Origin of the sequence: Janibacter endophyticus (assembly GCF_016888335.1) — a bacterium.
In the GTDB taxonomy this organism is placed as follows: Bacteria; Actinomycetota; Actinomycetes; order Actinomycetales; family Dermatophilaceae; genus Marihabitans; species Marihabitans endophyticum.
On sequence record NZ_JAFEJG010000004.1, the window covers coordinates 2,158,303 to 2,176,055 of the forward strand.

Below are 17,753 nucleotides of genomic sequence, written 5' to 3' on the forward strand. Positions count from 1 at the left end.
CCGGGGCAGACTGCCGTGCATGGTCATGAAGTACGTCGTCGGCGGTGCTGTCTCCGGTCTCGCGGCTCTGGCTGCGCGCGACCTGCTGCAGAAGGAGCACACCCTTAAGCACAACTTCCCCGTCGTCGGGAACCTGCGCTATCTCCTGGAACGGATCGGCCCAGAGCTGCGGCAGTACATCGTCACGAGCAACGACGAGGAGCGACCGTTCAGCCGTGACCAGCGCGCCTGGGTGTACGCGAGCAGCAAGCTCGCCAACAACTACGCGGGCTTCGGCACGGACAACGACGTCGAGAACCAAGAAGGCTACGTCGTCATCAAGCACCGCACCTTCTCCGACGTCGCGCCGTCGTCGGCGCTGGCCCACGGCGCGAAGGGCGAGCACGACGACTACGTCGAGCTCCCCGCCGCTAAGGTCATGGGAGCGGCCCGCGGGCGTCGGCACGCCTTCCGGCCCGGGTCGGTCATCAACGTCTCGGGGATGAGCTTCGGCTCGCTGTCCGGTCCGGCGATCGAGGCGCTCAACGTCGGGACGAAGCTGGCCCGCGCCTACCAGAACACCGGTGAGGGGGCGCTCTCGCCGCACCACCGCAAGGGCGGCGACATCATGTTCCAGATCGGCACCGCGTACTTCGGGTGCCGCGACGAGGACGGACGCTTCTCGATGGACCGGCTCCTCGAGGTCGTCGAGTCGGCACCCGTGCGGGCCATCGAGATCAAGCTGAGCCAGGGCGCCAAGCCGGGCCTGGGCGGCATGCTCCCCGCCGCGAAGATCAGCGAGGAGATCTCGCAGATCCGGGGTATCCCCATGGGCGTGGACTGCGCGAGCCCGTCCCGGCACACGGAGTTCTCCGACGTCGACTCGATGCTCGACTTCGTCGAGCGGGTGGCCGACGCGACCGGGCTGCCCGTCGGCATCAAGTCGGCGGTCGGCGACATGGACGTCTGGCGCGACCTCGCGGACCAGATGCGCGACGGGCAGCGCGGCGTCGACTTCATCACCGTCGACGGCGGCGAAGGGGGCACCGGCGCGGCCCCGCTGATCTTCAGCGACGCCGTCGCCATGCCCTTCCGGCTCGGTTTCTCCCGGGTGTACTCGACCTTCGCCGAGGCCGGGCTGACCGACCGCGTGACCTTCATCGGGTCCGGCAAGCTCGGCCTCCCGGAGAACGCCTTCGTCGCCATGGCCCTGGGCTGCGACGTCCTGCACGTCGGCCGCGAGGCGATGATGGCCATCGGCTGCATCCAGGCCCAGAAGTGCCACACCGACCACTGCCCCACCGGGGTGGCGACGCAGAACGCGTGGCTCACCTCCGGCCTGGACCCGCAGCGCAAGGCGGTCCGGCTCGCGAACTACCTCACCACCCTGCGGCGTGACCTGCTCAAGGTCTCGGAGGCGGTCGGCGTGTGGCACCCGGGGCTCGTCGACGGCGACGACATCGAGCTCGTCACCGAGGCCACCCACGGCGTCACGCTGCGCGAGGCCTTCGGCTACCAGCCGGGGTGGGGCCAGGTCGGTCCCGAGATCCGCGAGGAGATCGAGGGGATCATGCGGCGCCTCGCCGAGCCCGAGGAGCGCGACCCCGACCGCGACGGCGAGGCCGCCGGCGAAGGGGTCACTTCACCTCGCTCCTGAGCACGCGCCAGGTGCCGATGGCGATCGGCAGCCCGATCCAGACGAGGGCTGACGTGCCGAGGTGCGCCCAGTCCTCGCCGGTCATGGCGCCCTCCATGAGGGGCGCGGTGACCCGGTTGAGGTCGAGCCACACCGCGGCGGACTCGACCCGCGGTACGAGCGCTGAGGCGATGGTCCATACCGTCGGGAGCACGAGCGAGGCGACGATCGCCACCGGCGTGCTGAGCAGCGCGAGGCCGAAACCGACGCCCTGCAGCACGAACATCAGCAGCGTCACGACGAGCCCGAGGGTGGCCGCGCCGTCCATCGACCAGTCCCCGGGCGCGCTGCCGAGAACGACCACGCCGGCGTGGAAGGCGGCCGCGACGAGGCCCGAGACGATGATCACGGCGAGCCCGAGCAGGACGGACGCGACGAGCTTGGCCGCGACCACGCGGCCGCGACGCGGCTCCAGGGTGAAGGTCACGAGCCCGGTGCGCTGCGACCATTCCTGGGTCGCCGCCATGATGCCGACGATCGGCAGCAGCATGAGGAGCGGCAGGCTCATCATCGACACGAAGGTCTGCAGCGTCAGCTCCTCGCGCGTCCCCCACACGACGAGCACGAGGGCGACGAGGAGCGAGAGCCCGGACATGACGAGCATCAGCCAGCGGCCGGCGCGGGTGTCGAGCGACTTGCGGAGCTCGACGTGGACCGACCGGGTCCACGGGACGGGCGGGGTGCCGGGTGCTGCGACGGTGGTCATGGGTTTCTCCTGGTTTCGGTACGAAGGGGTTAGGCGGCGCTCGACGCGAGGGCGGCGTCGCGCACGGAGCGGCTGTCTGCGGCGGTCAGCTCGAGGAACATCTGCTCCAGCCCGGCAGCGCCGTGAGCACCCAGCTCGACGAGCGCGACCCGGGCGTCGAGGGCGAGCCGTCCGACGACGGCCGGGTCGGCCTCGACGACGAGGAAGCCGTCGAACGCCTGGACGGTCAGCCCGGCATCGGCCAGGGCGAGCTGGAGGGCCGTGTCGTCGACGGAGACGACCCGGGTGCCGCGGGGGGCGAGCAGCTCCCCCTTCGTCCCCTGGGCGACGATCCGGCCACGGCCGATCATGACGAGCTCGTCGGCGACGATCTCGACCTCGCTGAGCAGGTGCGACGACAGCAGGACGGTGCGTCCCTCGTCGGCCAGTCCTCGCAGCAGACCGCGCATCCAGTGGATGCCCTGGGGGTCGAGGCCGTTGGCCGGCTCGTCGAGGATGAGGACCTCGGGGTCGCCCATGAGCGCACCGGCCAGCCCGAGCCGCTGACGCATGCCGAGCGAGTAGTTGCGCACGCGGCGGCAGGACTCGTCGTCGGTGAGCCCGACGAGGTCGAGCATCTCGTCGACCCGGGACTTGGGCACCCCCATCTGCAGCGAGGCCAGGCGGAGCACCTCGCGGCCGGTGCGTCCCGGGTGCTGGGCTGCGGCGTCGAGCATGACGCCGACGTGCCGACCGGGGTTGGGCAGGTCGCGGTAGGGCCGACCGAGGATCGTCGCCGACCCGCTCGTCGGAGGCGTCAGGCCCGTCATCATCCGCATCGCGGTCGACTTGCCGGCGCCGTTGGGGCCGAGGAAGCCGACGACGCGGCCGGGCCTGGCTTCGAAGGTGATGTCGTCGACCGCGGTGAAGCTGCCGTAGCGCTTGGTGAGGTTCTCGATCTGGATCATGGCTTCACGATGGCCCGCCGGGCACCGCCCGGTCGTCGGTCCACGGGCTGGTCCTGGTCCGACCCAGGTATGAACCTCGAGTCCCATCCATCGACCTGGGTCGCTGTCGGGGGACGGAGTGCCTGCCTACAGTTGCCGACGTGACCATCCCGACCCTCTCCCCGCCTCGGATCAGCGCCTGGGGGCAGCTGTGGCGGCTGCTCCTCGCCGGGGGCCTGTCCTTCCTGACCTTCGTCGTGACGCTCGTCGAGCGGCTGCAGATCCAGGACGACGGCACCGCCGCCAACGGCAGCGACGCGATGCTCCTCCTCACGGTGGCCGACGTGCTCGCGGGCGTCGTGTGCTTCGGGATCGTCCTGCTGCGGCGACGGTGGCCGTTGTCCGTCGCGCTGGTCACGACTGCCGTCGCGGCCTTCTCGAGCGTCGCGGCGGGACCCGCTGTGCTGGCGCTCGTCTCGGTGGCAACGCGACGGCGCTGGCCCGAGATCGCCGTGCTCGCCGTGCCGAACATCGTGAGCATCGCCGTCTTCGAGCGGCTCGGGCAGACCGACCCCCTGCCCTGGTTCGTCCTTGTCGGTTTCGGCGTCGTCCTGTACGCGGCCATGGTCGGGGCCGGCATGTACATCGGGGCGCGGCGCGACCTCTTCGCGACGTTGCGATGGCGGGCCGAGACCGCCGAGCGCGAGCAGCTGGCGCGGGCGGAGCAGGCACAGGTCGCCGAGCGCAACCGGATCGCCCGCGAGATGCACGACGTGCTCGCCCACCGCATCTCGGTCGTGACAATGTACGCGGGGGCGCTCACCGCCCGCGACGACCTCACCGACGCCGAGCGCAAGGACGGCGCACGCGTCATCGAGGAGAACTCACGCGCCGCTCTCACCGACCTTCGTCAGGTCCTCGGTGTCTTGCGCCAGCCCTCGACCGACGGCGGCGCCGCGGTGGAGCCACCCCAGCCGACCCTCCTCGGCCTGGAGCACCTCGTAGGCGACGCCAGGGACCTCGGCGGCGACATCACCCTCGATGTCGCGACCGGTCTCAAGCCCGAGCTGGCCCGGCTGCCCGAGGCGACGTCTCGGGCGGCCTACCGGATGATCCAGGAGGGGCTGACCAACTCGCGCAAGCACGCTCCCGGCGCACCGGTCACCGTGCGTCTCGAGGGAGACCCCGGGCAGCATCTCCTGCTCGACCTGCGCAACGGTCCACCACCTGCGGGGACGGGAGACGTCCCTGGGGCAGGCCTCGGGCTCGTCGGCCTGCGCGAGCGTGCCGAGCTCCTCGGCGGCGGGCTCGATTCCCGGCACCTACCCGACGGCGGGTTCGTCCTGCGCGCCCGGCTACCGTGGTCGACGTGACCCAGGACCCGACGACCACCGACCCGAACGCCGAGGTCAGCGTCGTCATCGTCGACGACGACCCCCTCGTCCGGACAGGCCTCTCGCTCATCCTCGGTGGCGATCAGGGGATCACCGTCCTCGGCCAGGCCGGCGGCGGCGAGGAGGCGCTGGCGCTCGTGCCACGGCTCGCGCCCGACGTCGTCCTCATGGACATCCGGATGCCCCGGATGGACGGCATCGCGGCGACCCGGCAGCTCGTCGCCGCACCGCGCGCCCCACGGGTGCTCGTGCTAACGACGTTCGACGCCGACGAGCTCGTCGTTCAGGCGCTCCAGGCCGGTGCCGCAGGGTTCCTGCTCAAGGACACTCCCCCCGCCGAGCTCATCGAGGCGGTCCGCACCGTGGCGGGCGGCCGCCCTTCGCTCTCCCCGAGCGTCACCGCCCAGCTCATCTCGGTCGTCGCCGGGTCGTCCCCCGCCGCGACCGAGGACCCCGTGGCGACCCGGGCCCGCGCGCTCGTGGAGACGCTCACGGAGCGGGAGCGTGAGGTGGCCGAGGCGGTCGCGGCCGGGTTGAGCAACACCGAGATCGCCGAGCAGCTCTACCTGTCGATCCCGACGGTCAAGTCGCACGTCGGGCGGCTCTTCACCAAGCTCGGCGTCGACAACCGCGTGCAGATCGCGCTCGTCGTCCGCGACGCCGGCGAGCGCTAGCGGACCGCGGCGTAGGCGGCGCGGAGGAGGCCCTCGTCGGGCCCCTCGAGCCGGATGGGCGAGGCGAGCCCGTCGAGGACGACGAAGCGCAGCGTCGCACCTCTCGTCTTCTTGTCCCGGCGCAGGGCCGTGAGCAGCTTGTCGAAGGTCGCCCTGGAGTACGTCGTCGGCAGACCCACCGAGCCGAGCACGTCACGATGGCGGGCCAGCAGGGCCTGATCGATGAGCCCGCTGCGGTGGGCGAGCTCGGCGGCGTAGACGCACCCGATCGCCACGGCCTCGCCGTGCCGCATCCGGTAGTGCTCGTGGTGCTCGATCGCGTGCCCGAGGGTGTGCCCGTAGTTGAGGATCTCGCGCAGGTGCGACTCCTTGAGGTCGGCAGCGACCACGTGGGCCTTGACGCGGATCTTGCGCTCGATGATCTCGCGCAGCCTGGGCGAGCCCGGCCGCACCGCGTCCTCGGGATCCGCCTCGACGAGGTCGAGGATGCCCGGGTCGGCGATGAATCCTCCCTTGATCGCCTCGGCAAGCCCTGCCCGCAGGTCAGCCGGCGGCAGGGTCTCAAGGGCGTCGAGGTCGCAGAGCACGCCGACCGGGACGTGGAATGCGCCGACGAGGTTCTTCCCCTCCGGGGTGTTGACCCCGGTCTTGCCGCCGACGGCGGCGTCGACCATGCCAAGGACGGTCGTCGGGACGTGGATGACCGGCACGCCGCGCAGCCACGAGGCGGCGACGAAGCCGGCGAGGTCGGTGACGCTGCCCCCGCCGACGCCGACGACGAGGTCGGTCCGGGTGAACTCGGCCTGCCCCATGCGCGACCAGAGCCGCGCCGCGACGTCGATGGTCTTGGCCGCCTCTGCGTCCGGGACGGGACCGCTGATTACCTCGAGGCCGGCGCCCTCGAGCGCGGCGACGATGGGGTGTGCCAGCCGGGCCAGCGGCTCGGGGTGGACGACGAGCGCCCGGCGGGCACCGGCGGGCACGAGGTCGACGACCTCGTGCGAGACCCCGTGACCGACGAGGACGTCGTAGTCCCCGCCCACGGGGATAACGGTCGTCGCCTCGGCGCTCACGAGCCCTGCCCGAGGGTGGCGAGGACGTCGGCGACGACGTCCTCGACGCTACGGTCCGCGGTGTCGACGACATCGGTCGCGAGCCGCTCGTACGTCGGACGACGCTCCTGCATCATCGCGATCCACGACGCGCGCGGGTTGACCGCGAGCAGCGGCCGTGACTGGTTGAGGCCGATCCGGCGGGCGGCGTCAGCGATGCCGACGTCGAGCATGACGACCTTCGCCCCCTGCTCGGCCGCGCGGGTCACCCCTTCGTCGACCGACGGGGTCATCACCGCTCCCCCGCCGAGGCAGACGACGGCCCCGTCCGCGGCGAGAGCATCGGCGACGGCCGCCGCCTCCGCAGCGCGGAAGGTCTGCTCGCCCTCCTCGACGAAGATCTCCGAGATGGGGCGGCCCACTGTGTTCTCGACGTCGGAGTCGGTGTCGCGAAGCGGGGCGCCGAGGACGTCGGCGACGGCCACGGCCACGGTCGACTTGCCGACCCCGGGCGGGCCGATGAGCACGAGCAGCGGCGTGCCGCTCACTGCCCCTCCTCGTCCCAGGTGCGCATGAGCTCGGGGATCGACTCGAGGTAGCCGCGGTGGTTGCGCGCGGACTCGGCGACCGAGTCGCCCCCGAACTTCTCCAGGCAGGCCTCGGCGAGGACAAGCGCGACCATCGCCTCGGCGACCACGCCAGCGGCCGGGACGGCGCAGACGTCGGAGCGCTGGTGGATGGCCGTCGCCGGGTCGCCGCTCGCGACGTCGACGGTGCGCAGGGCACGCGGGACGGTGCTGATCGGCTTCATCGCGGCGCGGACGCGCAGCGGTCCCCCGGTGCTCATGCCGCCCTCGGTCCCCCCGGCCCGGCCGGACTCGCGCCGGATGACGCCGTCCTCGTCCCGGACCATCTCGTCGTGCGCGGCGGACCCGCGGCGCCGTGCGGTCTCGAAGCCGTCCCCGAGCTGCACGCCCTTGATCGCCTGGATGCCCATGAGGGCAGAGGCGAGCCGCGCGTCGAGACGCCGGTCCCAGTGGACGTGGCTGCCCAGGCCCGGAGGCACGCCGTACGCGAGGACCTCCACCACGCCGCCGAGGGTGTCGCCGTCCTTCTTGGCGGCCTCGATCTCGGCGACCATCGCGTCGGTGCCCTCCCGGGAGAGGGAGCGGACGGGGCTGGCATCGAGGGCCTCGACGTCGTCGGGGGTCGGCAGCGGCGCGTCCGCGGGGACGTCGCCGGTGCCGATGGAGATCGTGTGGGCGACGAGCCGGATGCCGTAGGCCTGCTCGAGGAAGCGGCTGGCGATCTCGCCGAGTGCAACCCGGGCAGCGGTCTCGCGGGCCGAGGCCCGCTCGAGGACAGGGCGGGCGTCGTCGAGCCCGTACTTCTGCATGCCGACGAGGTCGGCGTGCCCGGGGCGGGGGCGGGTCAGCGGCTTGTTGCGCGCGATCTCCTTCTCCGCGTTGACGTCGTCGGAGGCGGCGAAGGCCTCCTCGCTCACCGGGTCGGCGCTCATGACGGTCTGCCACTTGGGCCACTCGGTGTTGCCGATCATCACGGCGACGGGCGAGCCGATCGTCGAGCCGTGCCGCACGCCGCCGAGGAAGGTCACCTCGTCCTGCTCGAACTTCATCCGCGCCCCCCGGCCGTAGCCGAGGCGTCGTCGGGCGAGTGCCCCGGCGACGTCCGAGGTCGTCACCTCGACGCCGGCGGGGAGTCCTTCGAGGGTCGCGACGAGCGCCTGGCCGTGCGACTCACCAGCGGTCAACCAACGCAGCATGGGGTGATCCTCCCATCCCGCTCGGATGCCCTGCTCCGGTGTCCCGCCGAGACGCCCTCGACGCTCTCCCGGCGACTGTCCGTGGTGGTCGGCTGCCACCGCACCCGCGTCATTGACGGACTGCTGCCGGCCTCACCCTCCGAGCACGTCGGCCGACCGTACGTCCCACCCGAGTCCCCAACACCTGGGCTTCGCACCGGCAGTTCGAGGCCGTGCTGCACGCCGCCCGCACCAGCCTGAACCTCGACGACCTCGCGCTCGTGGCCATACGCGGCCTCCTCGGACTCCAAGTCCTCGAAGCCTGCGGCGCCGACATCCCAGACCTCCGGGAAGAGCACGACCACCGCGTGCTGAGGGGCCGATCCTGCGCAACCAGCGCTCAGCACGGATGGACCGGCACGCCGCCACACGACGCCCCTCCCGTGCACAAACCGCTGCCCAGAGGTCGTCGGCACCACATCTGCGTGGCAATGACTTCAGAAGCGCGGTTGGTGCACGCACATGCCGCTCTCGGGACGGAAGCGCCGACCATCCCGCACCTAGCGAGTGCCGTACGCGAGGCGACACCCGCGGAAGGTCCTCGTCACCACCCTCCCCCACGAGGTCACCAGCCAGGTCTGAGTCAGCCCGTCAGCGCAGCTCGACCTGCCGCCTGCATCGCCGGGACAGGAGCCTCGACGCCGGTGAAGATCCGGAGCTGCTCGGCCGCCTGGTGCACGAGCATCTCCAGCCCGGAGACGACCGTCGCACCCGCGGCCGAGGCCGCGTGGGCGAGCGGCGTCGGCCAGTCGGCGTAGACGACGTCCAGCAGGACGGTGCCCGTCAGGTCCGCGGACGTCGCATCGGTCGCGACCGCAGCCCCTGGACCCGGCACCGTCGAGACGACGACCGGGCCGGCCCCCTTCGCCCAGTCGGCCAGCGGCACGTGGACCACGGGAACCTCGGCCACCGCGGCCAGCTCGGCCACCGCCTCCGCGTTGCGCGCGGCCACCCGGATCGCCGACACCCCGAGGGCCTCCAGGGCCAGCAGCGCCGAGCGAGCCGTCGCCCCGGACCCGATGATCGTCGCGCCATGGGGCCTCGTGACCCCCGCGTCGCGCAGCGCCGCGACGATCCCGTGGACGTCGGTGTTGTCACCGACCCAACCGGCGCTCCCCCGCGACAGCGTGTTGATCGCTCCCGCCCGCCGGGCCAGCTCGGAGACCTCGCGCGCGACGTCGAAGGCGACGACCTTGAGCGGCATCGTCAGGCTCAGCCCGCGCCAGGTCTCGTCCAGGCCCTCGACGAAGGGGGCGAGGCCCCCTTCGTCCACCTCGAACCGGCCGTAGGACCAGCCCTCGAGGCCGAGGGCGGCGTACGCCGCCTCGTGCAGGACCGGCGAGAGGGAGTGGTCGACGGGCTTGCCGAGGACCGCTGCCCGGTGCCTCAGCACCGCTCCCGGTTCGCCGCGCACCACTGCTCGAACTCCTTGACGTTGTTGTCGTGGTCGGTCTGCGACCGGGCGAACTTCGTCTCGCCGCTGTCGGGGTTGACCGTGACGAAGAAGAGCCAGTCGCCCTCGTCGGGGTTCGCGGCGGCCTCGATGGCCGCGGCGCCCGGGTTGTTGATCGGGCCGGGCGGCAGCCCCTTGTGCCGGTAGGTGTTGTACGGGCTCTCGTCGGCTCGCATCTCGTCGGTCGTCCCGGCCTTGCCGCGCTCCTGGTAGACGTAGTGGACCGTGCTGTCCATCTGCAGCATGCCGACGGTCGGGCCGTCGACCTCCTTGAGCCGGTTCTCGACGACGCGGGCGACCTTGCCGCGGTCGGCGGCACCGGCCTCGCCCTCGACGATCGAGGCGACGGTCAGGGTGCGCTCCCACTCGTCCTGCGGGACCTTCGCCTTCTCGAGCTCCTCCATGGTCATCGCGATCATCGTGTTGAGCTGCTGGATCGCCGTCGCGTCCTTGGGGAACTCGTAGGTCGAGGGGAAGAGCCAGCCCTCGATCTTCCCGTTCGCCTCGGCGGGCAGCTCGAGCTCGGAGGACTCCGCGGCCTGCTTGTACTCCTCGACGGGGATCTCGGTGGCCTTCGAGAGCCGCTCGTAGATCTCGTTGGCCCACAGGCCCTCGGGGATGGTGATGCCCTTCGCGACCCGGTTCGAGGTGTCGGCGAGCCAGGCGAAGGCGTCGCTGGCCCGCATCTCCTTCTTCAGCTCGTACGTCCCCGGCTGGATCTTCGCCGCCTTGTCCGGCTCGGCCGCGGCGGCCTGGACGAAGGCTGTCGCGGACTTCACGACCCCGGCGTCCTCGAGCGTGGCGCCGATGTCGGCGCCGGACTGGCCCTCGTCGACGACGATCTCGACCTGGCCGGACCCCGGGCCCTCGAAGTCGGCGACCTCGTCGCCACCGAACGAAGGGATGAGGCCGCGGACGAAGCCGAAGGCGAAGAAGGCCGCGACGAGAACCATCGCCGTGGCGAGAACGATCGCCACGATTGATCGACCGCGCCGCTCCGGACGGCGGTGACGGCTGGCCTCGCGCCGGCTCTTCGGGCTCGGCCGTGGGTCGTCGAAGATGTCGTCCTCGAGGTGCGCGTTCATCGTCGTCGTTCCTTACGTCGCGGCTTGCGGGCAGGGGGTCCCGCGAAGAGCTCCCCGAGGGGCTCCCCCGTGGCTCGCTCACGGTCGAGCGCGGCCTGGAGGATGAGGACGGCGGCCGCCTGGTCGACGACCCGGCGGTGCGCGCGCCCCGGCAATCCGCTGGCATGCAAACCACGGTGAGCATCTACCGTCGTGAGCCGCTCGTCCACGAGGCGGATCGGCGTGTCCGAGAAGCCGTCGGCGCTGGTCAGGGCGGCACGAAGGGCGTCGCACCAGTCCCGGACGTGGGCGGCAGCCGGGCCTTCGGACCCGTCGAGGGACCGGGGCAGTCCGACGACGACCTCGATCGCCTCGTGCTCGCGCACGAGGTCGAGGACCTCCCGCACGTCGCGGCGACCCTCGAGATCGCGCCCGAGCGTGACGAGCGGGGTCGCGAGCACGCCGTGCGGGTCGCACGTCGCGACCCCGACCCGGGCCGCTCCGACGTCGATCCCGAGCCTGCGGCCCGACCGTGCGACCGTGCCGGTCAGGAGCCGCTGCCGATCTCGCGCTCCACTGCGGCGAGCGCGTCGGCGACCTTGCTCGCGTCGGCGCCACCGCCCTGGGCGATGTCGTCCTTGCCACCGCCACCACCACCAAGGGTCTGCGCGGCGACGCGCACGAGGGCGCCCGCCTTGATCCCCCGGCCGCGGGCGGCCTCGTTCGTCGCGACGACCACGGTGGGCTTGGCCCCGCCGTCCCCGGTGAGCGCGACGACGACCGGGCGCTCCTCGCCGAGCCGGCCGCGGGTGTCGAGCACCATGCGGCGCACGTCGTCGGCGGCTCCCCCGGCGATGTTGGCCGCGACGAGGGTGACCCCGCCGACGTCCTTCGCCTGCTCGGTGAGCGGGCCGGCGGCCGCGGCGACCTGCTCGCGGCGCATCTTCTCCAGCTCGCGCTCGGTCTCGCGCAGGCGCGCGACGAGCTCGCTGACCCGCTCGGGCAGCCGCGGGCCGGGCACCTTGACGATCTCGGAGAGCTCGGCGACGAGGGCGCGCTCGGTCGCGAGGTAGGACAGCGCGTTCATGCCGACGAAGGCCTCGACGCGGCGCACGCCGGAGCCGACCGACGACTCGCCGGTGAGGGTCAGCGCCCCGATCTGGGCCGAGCGGCGCACGTGCGTGCCACCGCAGAGCTCGCGTGACCAGGGACCGCCGATCTCGACGACGCGCACCTGCTCGTCGTAGGTCTCGCCGAAGAGGGCCAGCGCCCCCTGCTCCCGGGCCTCGGGCAAGGTCATGTACGACGCCGACACCGGCAGGTCGTCGCGGACCGCGAGGTTGGCGACGTGCTCGATCTCGGCGCGGGCGTCGGCGGAGAGCGCCTGGTTCCACGCGAAGTCCAGCCGCAGGTAGCCGGGCTTGTTGTACGAGCCGGACTGCAGGGCCGAGGGGCCGAGCACCTGGCGCAGCGCGGCGTGCACGACGTGGGTGCCGGAGTGCGCCTGGCAGGCGTCGATGCGCCACTGCGGGTCGACCTCGGCCTGGACCTCGGAGCCGACACGCAGCGGGCCGGTGACGACCTCGACGGTGTGCGCGACGAGCCCCTTGACGGGCCGCTGGACGTCCTTGACGACGAGGTGGCTGCCGTCGCCGCCGATGACGCCGGCGTCGGCGACCTGGCCACCGGACTCGGCGTAGAAGGGGGTCCGGTCGAGGACGACCTGGCCGGACTCGCCGGGCAGCAGCTCCTCGACGCGCTGGCCGTCGCGCACGAGCCCGACGACGCGGGCCTCGGAGGTCAGCTCCTCGTAGGCGCGCCAGTCGGTGGCACCGAGTGAGCGAAGGTCCTTCCACACCTCGGTGTTGGCGTGGCCGCCCTTCTTGGCCTTGGCGTCCGCCTGGGCGCGCTGGCGCTGCTCGTCCATGAGCGCGACGAAGCCCTCCCGGTCGACGGCCAGGCCCTGCTCGGCGGCCATCTCGAGGGTGAGGTCGATCGGGAAGCCGTAGGTGTCGTGGAGCTTGAAGGCGTCCCCGCCCGCGAGGGTGGTGCCGCCCTCCCCCTTCGTCGTCGCCACGGCGTTGTCGAGGATCTGGGTGCCCTGCGCGAGGGTGCGGCGGAAGGCCTCCTCCTCCGCGTAGGCGATCTGGGCGATGCGGTCGAAGCCGGAGCGCAGCTCCGGGTAGGACGCGCTCATCTTCTCCATCGAGACGGGCAGGAGGTGCGGCAGCGCCGGCTCGTCGAAGCCGAGGAGGCGCATCGAGCGGACCGCGCGGCGCAGCATGCGGCGCAGCACGTAGCCGCGGCCCTCGTTGCCCGGGGTGACACCGTCACCGATGAGCATGAGCGAGGAGCGGATGTGGTCGGCGACGACGCGCAGCCGCACGTCGTCGGGGTGCGACTCGCCTGCCGTCTTGGCGCCGGTGGCGCCGTAGGTCTTGCCGGTCATCTCGGCCGCCTTGGCGAGCACGGGATAGACCTCGTCGATCTCGTACATGTTGTCGACGCCCTGGAGGATCGAGGCGATCCGCTCCAGGCCCATGCCGGTGTCGACGCTCTGCGCGGGCAGCGGGCCGGCGACGTCGAAGTCGTCCTTCGCACGCACGGCGGAGAGGTCGTACTGCATGAAGACGAGGTTCCAGACCTCCATGTACCGGTCCTCGTCGACCTCCGGGCCGCCCTCGGTGCCGTACTCGGGCCCGCGGTCGTAGAAGATCTCGCTGCACGGGCCCCCGGGACCGGGGACGCCCATGTGCCAGTAGTTGTCCGCCTTGCCACGGCGCACGATCCGCTCCGCGGGGATCGAGGTCTCCTCGACCCACATCGCGGCGGCCTCGTCGTCGTCCTCGTAGACGGTCGCCCACAGTCGGTCCGGGTCGAGCCCGTAGCCGCCCTGGTCCTGGGGGGTCGTCAGCAGCTCCCACGCGAACCGGATCGCGTCGCGCTTGAAGTAGTCGCCGAAGGAGAAGTTGCCGTTCATCTGGAAGAACGTGCCGTGGCGCGAGGTCTTGCCGACCTCGTCGATGTCGCCGGTGCGCACGCACTTCTGCACGCTCGTCGCGCGCTTCCAGGCCGGGGTCTCCTGGCCGAGGAAGTAGGGCTTGAAGGGGACCATGCCGGCGTTGACGAAGAGGAGGTTGGGGTCCTCGTGGATCAGCGGGGCAGAGGGCACCACGGTGTGGCCCTTGCTCTCGAAGAAGGCCAGCCAGCGACGCCGGATCTCGGCGGTGTCCATCGGGGTATTCACGATGGGCACCCTATCCGGGCCGGCTCAGCGGTCGCGCAGCCTGCCGCGCAGCCACTGCCACCGCTCCTGGAGTCGTGCCTCGAAGCCGCGGTCCGTCGGCCGGTAGTACGACCGGTCGCCGAGCTCGGCATCGAGCTCGTCGGGGAGGTACTGCTGCGCCGCGACCCCGTCGGCCTGGTCGTGGGAGTAGACGTAGCCGGCGACCTGCTGCCCGCCCGACGCCGCGGCGGCCCGGTCGGAGGCCTGGGTGTAGCCGCTGCCCCGCAGGTGCGGCGGGACCGCTCCGACCTTGCCGGCGCGCACGTCGGCGATCGCCTCGTTGATCCCCGTGTACGCGGCGTTGGACTTCGGCGCGAGCGCGTTGTGGACGACCGCCTGAGCGAGGATGATCCGCGCCTCCGGCATGCCGATCTGAGCCACGGCGTGCATCGCGGCGACGGCGGTCTGGAGGGCCGTGGGGTCGCCCATCCCGACGTCCTCGCTCGCGGCGATGACGACCCGGCGGGCGATGAAGCGCGGGTCCTCCCCCGCCTCGAGCTGGCGGGCGAGGTAGTGCAGGGCGGCGTCGACGTCCGAGCCACGCATCGACTTGATGAAGGCCGAGGCCACGTCGTAGTGCTGGTCGCCGGTCTTGTCGTAGCGCACGGCCGCCCGCGCGACGGCCTGCTCGACGTGGGCGAGGCTGATCGGCAGCACGGCCTCGGGGTCGAGCACGACCCCGGCGTCGTCCTGCGCGACCCCGGCCGCCGCCTCGAGGCCGGTCAGAGCCCTCCGCGCGTCGCCCCCGGCGATCGCGACGAGGTGGTCGCGGGCCTCCTCGGCGAGCTCGAAGCGACCCTCGAGCCCACGCTCGTCGGCGACGGCCGACTCGATGACCTCCGCGATCTCCCCCTTCGTCAGGGACTCGAGGGTGACGAGGATCGAGCGCGAGAGCAGCGGCGCGATGACCGAGAAGGACGGGTTCTCCGTCGTCGCGGCGACGAGGACGACCTCGCGGTTCTCGACGCCGGGGAGCAGCGCGTCCTGCTGGGCCTTGGTGAAACGGTGGATCTCGTCGAGGAAGAGCACGGTCGCCCGCCCGTACAGGGCGCGGCTCGTCGCCGCCCGCTCCATGACGGCGCGCACGTCCTTGACCCCCGCCGTGACCGCGGACAGCTCGACGAACTCCCGGTCGGCCGCGGTCGCCACGAGGTGGGCCAGCGTCGTCTTGCCGGTGCCGGGCGGACCCCAGAGGATCGCCGACAGCGGCCCGGCCGTCCCACCGGCGCCCTCGATGAGCCGGCGCAGCGGGGACCCGGGGCGCAGCACCTCACCCTGGCCGCGCACCTCGTCGATCGACCGGGGCCGCATCCGCACCGCCAGCGGCGGGAGCGTCGCGCCGGCCGGCGCGGCAGCGCCCTCGCCGGAGCCCGGGGAGCTCGACGAGGCGAAGAGATCGACATCACTCACCCACGCAGGCTATCCGGGGGGACCGACGTCCACGGTCGCCGGTCGAGGGTGGCAGGCTTGGACGGTGACCAGGCACGCGGCGCCCCGACGCTCGATGCTCGACCGCTGGGGTCGCCTCATCGGCCACCACCCTCGCACCGTGGTCCTGACCTGGGTCCTCGCCGTGGCCGTGAGCTTCCTCGTCGCGCTCGGCGCCCTCGGCAACCCCGCGCTCTTCGACCGGTTGCACAGCAGCGACGCGGTCTCGCCGGGCGACGCGCAGCTGGCCCGCGACCTCGCGCTGGAGGCGGGCGGCGGGACCTTCGCCAACGACACCCTCATTGTCGAGGGATCCCCCGCCACCAACCCCTTCGTGCTGCGGAACGTCGGCACTGCGCTCCAGGCGATCTCCGAGATCGAGGGCGTGGAGTCGGTGGTGAACCCGGTCGTCGCCCCGGACGGCGGCGTCACCAGCCCGCAGGCCGCACCCCTGGTCAGGGACGAAGGGGGCGGACGGTACGGCTTCGTCACGGTGGTGACCTATGCCGAGGACCTCGAGGGCGCCGCCCTCGACCGGGCCCGCACCGCAGTCGACCACCAGCTCGACCAGGTCGTCGCCGGCGCGATGGCCACCGACAGCCAGCGCGGCAGCGTCAAGGACCTCGTCGACGCGATCATCGGCCAGGTCGGCACCGACATGAAGAAGGGCGAGGGCATCGCGCTGCCGATCTCGTTCCTGGTGATGATCATCGTCTTCGGCGGCTTCCTCGCCGCCGGGCTGCCCATCGCGGGGGCGATCGCCTCGATCGGCGGTGCCCTGCTCATCCTGCTCGGCTTCTCGTACGTCATCGACCTCGACGCGACCGTCGTCAACATCGTCACCGTGCTCGGTCTCGGCCTGTGCATCGACTACGGGCTGCTCATCGTCAGCCGTTTCCGGGAGGAGGCCCGGGCGCTGCTGTCGGGGCCCCCGGCCGAGAGCCTCGACGCGGACCGTGTCGCCGAGATCACCGGGCGGACGCTGGACCGGGCCGGGCGCACCGTGATCTTCTCCGCCGTCACCGTGGCGATCTCGCTCGTCGGACTGATGTTCTTCCCCGTCGTCTTCATGCGCGCCTCGGGCGCCGCGGGCATCGCGGTGGTCCTCCTGGCGCTGCTCGTCGCGGTCACCCTCATCCCGGCGCTCTGCGCGCTGGGTGCTCGACGGCTGCTGCGCCCCGGCACCGAGCAGGCGCCCGACGAAGGGGTCTTCTCGCGGCTCTCGCGGGTCGTCCAGCGCGCGCCGTGGGTGGTCATCGCCGCCTGCCTCGCCGTCCTCGTGACCGCGGCCCTGCCCTCGCTGCGGCTGCAGCTCACCTCCTCCGGGCCCGAGCTGCTCCCCGCCGGGGCGAGGGAGCGGGTCTTCTTCGAGACCCTGGCCGAGCAGTACCCGGACATGGCCAGCCCCGACGTCACCTACGTCACCGAGGCGCCCAAGGACGAGGTCGAGCGCTGGGCCGAGACGGGGGCCACGGGCCTGCCCGGTCTCGTGGCCGAGCCGGTGGTGACCTCCGTCGGGACGGTCGGCGACCGCGAGATCCTCTCCGTGGAGCTGCGCACCGGCGACGGCGGGCTCGGGGAGGCGAGCCGCACCCTCGTCGACCGGCTGCACGCGGAGCCTCCCCCCGTCGAGGGGCACATCGGCGGGCAGGCCTCCAGCCTGCGCGACCTCACGAGCATCATCGTGAAGGGCGCTCCCTACGCGGTCCTCACCGTGGTGCTGGCGACCTTCGTGCTCCTCTTCCTCATGACCGGGTCGGTCGTCGTGCCGATCAAGGCCCTCGTGATGAACGTCGTCTCGTTGGGCGCCTCGCTCGGAGCGTTGGTCTGGATCTTCCAGGACGGGCATCTCGAGGGGCTCCTCGGCTTCACCTCGACGGGGACGGTCGAGGCGACGATCCCGGTGCTGGCGCTCGCCTTCGGCTTCGGGCTCTCGATGGACTACGAGGTCTTCCTGCTCAGTCGCATCGTCGAGCTGCACGAGGGGGGCATGCCCACCAACGACGCGGTCCGGCTCGGCCTGCAGCGCTCCGGTCGGATCATCACGAGCGCAGCGCTGCTCATGGTCATCGTCTTCTCGGGCTTCATCACGGCCCAGGTGCTCGCGGTCAAGCAGACCGGTGTCGCCCTCGTGCTGGCGATCCTCATCGACGCGACCCTCGTCCGCATGCTCCTCGTCCCGGCGACGATGTCGGTGCTCGGCGAGTGGAACTGGTGGGCGCCCCGGTGGATGAAGGGCCTGCACGCCCGCTTCGGGATCACCGAGTAGCCTC

The 17,753-nt window shown here is 72.2% G+C and carries 14 protein-coding genes; 4 read left to right on the top strand and 10 right to left on the bottom strand.

Annotated features, from left to right (window positions below; all coding sequences use genetic code 11):
• Positions 1-19 precede the first annotated feature (19 nt).
• Positions 20-1,636, top strand: coding sequence for an FMN-binding glutamate synthase family protein (locus JNO54_RS10400; protein ID WP_204143843.1), 1,617 nt, complete (start codon positions 20-22; stop codon positions 1,634-1,636).
• Here JNO54_RS10400 and JNO54_RS10405 read toward each other — a convergent pair.
• Both JNO54_RS10405 and JNO54_RS10410 read right to left on the bottom strand, forming a co-directional pair.
• Complete coding sequence (locus JNO54_RS10405) at positions 1,617-2,381, bottom strand: ABC transporter permease (RefSeq protein WP_204143844.1); 765 nt, start codon at positions 2,379-2,381, stop codon at positions 1,617-1,619. The two genes, JNO54_RS10400 and JNO54_RS10405, sit on opposite strands and share 20 nt — an antisense overlap.
• Positions 2,382-2,410: 29 nt before the next feature.
• A complete protein-coding gene (locus JNO54_RS10410; protein ID WP_204143845.1) occupies positions 2,411-3,328 on the bottom strand; it encodes an ABC transporter ATP-binding protein in 918 nt (305 codons plus the stop codon).
• Positions 3,329-3,468: 140 nt separating this feature from the next.
• On the opposite strand from JNO54_RS10410, the gene JNO54_RS15005 reads away from it, so the two are divergent.
• Both JNO54_RS15005 and JNO54_RS10420 read left to right on the top strand, forming a co-directional pair.
• Positions 3,469-4,680, top strand: coding sequence for a sensor histidine kinase (locus JNO54_RS15005; protein WP_204143846.1), 1,212 nt, complete (start codon positions 3,469-3,471; stop codon positions 4,678-4,680).
• Positions 4,677-5,375 (top strand): response regulator, encoded by a 699-nt coding sequence (locus tag JNO54_RS10420; protein WP_204143847.1) that lies wholly within the window; start codon positions 4,677-4,679, stop codon positions 5,373-5,375. The genes JNO54_RS15005 and JNO54_RS10420 overlap by 4 nt, the downstream gene beginning before the upstream one ends.
• On the opposite strand, the gene aroB is transcribed toward JNO54_RS10420, so the two are convergent.
• From aroB to JNO54_RS10460, 8 genes are all read right to left on the bottom strand, one after another.
• Positions 5,372-6,448 (bottom strand): 3-dehydroquinate synthase, encoded by a 1,077-nt coding sequence (aroB, locus tag JNO54_RS10425; protein WP_307818163.1) that lies wholly within the window; start codon positions 6,446-6,448, stop codon positions 5,372-5,374. The two genes, JNO54_RS10420 and aroB, sit on opposite strands and share 4 nt — an antisense overlap.
• A complete protein-coding gene (locus tag JNO54_RS10430) occupies positions 6,445-6,975 on the bottom strand; it encodes a shikimate kinase (protein ID WP_204143848.1) in 531 nt (176 codons plus the stop codon). The genes aroB and JNO54_RS10430 overlap by 4 nt, the downstream gene beginning before the upstream one ends.
• Positions 6,972-8,210: a chorismate synthase gene (gene aroC, locus JNO54_RS10435; RefSeq protein ID WP_204143849.1), complete on the bottom strand. Its 1,239-nt coding sequence runs from the start codon at positions 8,208-8,210 to the stop codon at positions 6,972-6,974. Before aroC ends, JNO54_RS10430 begins: the two co-directional genes overlap by 4 nt.
• Before the next feature lie 622 nt (positions 8,211-8,832).
• Positions 8,833-9,663, bottom strand: a complete 831-nt coding sequence (locus tag JNO54_RS10440) for a shikimate dehydrogenase (protein ID WP_307818164.1) — start codon at positions 9,661-9,663, stop codon at positions 8,833-8,835.
• On the bottom strand, positions 9,636-10,787 hold the full coding sequence (mltG, locus tag JNO54_RS10445) for an endolytic transglycosylase MltG (protein ID WP_204143850.1): 1,152 nt from the start codon (positions 10,785-10,787) through the stop codon (positions 9,636-9,638). Before mltG ends, JNO54_RS10440 begins: the two co-directional genes overlap by 28 nt.
• Positions 10,784-11,317, bottom strand: a complete 534-nt coding sequence (gene ruvX, locus JNO54_RS10450; protein WP_204144665.1) for a Holliday junction resolvase RuvX — start codon at positions 11,315-11,317, stop codon at positions 10,784-10,786. Before ruvX ends, mltG begins: the two co-directional genes overlap by 4 nt.
• Complete coding sequence (gene alaS / locus JNO54_RS10455; protein ID WP_204144664.1) at positions 11,314-14,001, bottom strand: alanine--tRNA ligase; 2,688 nt, start codon at positions 13,999-14,001, stop codon at positions 11,314-11,316. Before alaS ends, ruvX begins: the two co-directional genes overlap by 4 nt.
• Positions 14,002-14,037: 36 nt before the next feature.
• A complete protein-coding gene (locus tag JNO54_RS10460) occupies positions 14,038-15,462 on the bottom strand; it encodes a replication-associated recombination protein A (protein ID WP_307818165.1) in 1,425 nt (474 codons plus the stop codon).
• Positions 15,463-15,526: 64 nt separating this feature from the next.
• Between JNO54_RS10460 and JNO54_RS10465 the strand changes: the two genes are divergently transcribed.
• Positions 15,527-17,749 (top strand): MMPL family transporter, encoded by a 2,223-nt coding sequence (locus JNO54_RS10465; RefSeq protein ID WP_307818166.1) that lies wholly within the window; start codon positions 15,527-15,529, stop codon positions 17,747-17,749.
• Positions 17,750-17,753: the final 4 nt, after the last annotated feature.